This is a genomic window from Kitasatospora sp. NPDC047058 (genome assembly GCF_040643935.1).
Taxonomy (GTDB): Bacteria; Actinomycetota; Actinomycetes; order Streptomycetales; family Streptomycetaceae; genus Kitasatospora.
Genome location: NZ_JBEYVJ010000963.1, coordinates 1 through 1047, shown reverse-complemented (window position 1 = coordinate 1047; position 1047 = coordinate 1). Strand labels below are relative to the sequence as shown.

The window sequence follows — 1047 nt, the reverse complement described above, 5'->3', positions numbered from 1 at the left end:
CGGCAAACACCCCGTCGGAACCGCCGGAGTGCTCGTTGCCGGCGCCGATGACAAACGGGCCGACGCTCTTTCTCAGCAGATCGAGAAGCTGGAGCCTCCGCGAAGCGGTCCTCCCAGCAGAGGATCTGCACGGCCGCCGCCCCCGCCTCCCATGCCGGGTCGGGTCGTGCAGCGGGATCGGTGGCCAGCGCGAGCAGTTCGGGGAGCACCTCGCGGTGTCCGCCGGCCCGGGCTCGGGAGGTCAGGCGCTTCACAGATGTCACCCCACCACCCAAGCACAGGGGGAACTCGCTCCGGGAATCCATCTGGTCCAACCAGTTGACCAGTCACGGGTCCTGGGCCATCCTCAGCGGCATGACGGAAGCACCCATCAAGCGGGAGTCGGTCTCCGACCAGCTCTTCGCGGTTCTGCGGGACCGGATCCTGAGCGGCCGCCTGCCCGCCGGCAGCGCTCTCACCGCCGAGCGGGACCTCGCCGCGGAGTTCGGCGTCAACCGGCACGCCGTCCGCGAGGCGGTCAAGCGCCTCCAGCAGGCCCGGCTGGTGGAGGTGAGCCAGGGCGGGCGCACCCGCGTCCTGGACTGGCGCGCCAGCGCCGGACTCGACCTCGCGTTCGACGTCGCGCAGGGCAACGCGGTCTTCGCGGGCCTGCAGCGCGACGCGATGGAGATGCGGGCCTGCATCGGGGCGGACGCCGCACGCCTCTGCGCCGAGCGCCGCTCCCCGGAGACGGCCGCGGCGATCGTCGAGGCCGCGGAGGCCTACGGTGCGATCGGGGCGGACCTGGCCGCACTGGACACCGCGGACGTCGCACTGTGGCGGCTGGTCGTCGCGGGCTCCGGGAACCTCGCCTACCTGCTGTCCTTCAACACCCTGGTCGGCGGGGCCGTCGCCAGCGGCGAGGTGCCGCTCGTCCACCGGACCGCCGAGCTGCTCGACGTGACGATCCGTCGACGGCTGGCCGAACACGTCGCCGGCCGCAACGCGCCGGCGGGGACGTTGTCGTAGCGCTGGCGGCGCTCGTTCTTGACGACGTCGCGCTGGTTC

The 1047-nt window shown here is 72.6% G+C and carries 1 protein-coding gene; it reads left to right on the top strand.

What is annotated here, in order from left to right; translation table 11 throughout:
- The first annotated feature begins 354 nt into the window (after positions 1-354).
- A complete protein-coding gene (locus ABZ885_RS41965; RefSeq protein WP_360200574.1) occupies positions 355-1008 on the top strand; it encodes a GntR family transcriptional regulator in 654 nt (217 codons plus the stop codon).
- Positions 1009-1047 lie beyond the last annotated feature (39 nt).

Bases quoted from the DNA above. Each gene is read 5' to 3' on its own strand.
- ABZ885_RS41965 (WP_360200574.1), top strand. From the start codon at position 355: ATGACGGAAGCACCCATCAAGCGGGAGTCGGTCTCCGACCAGCTCTTC.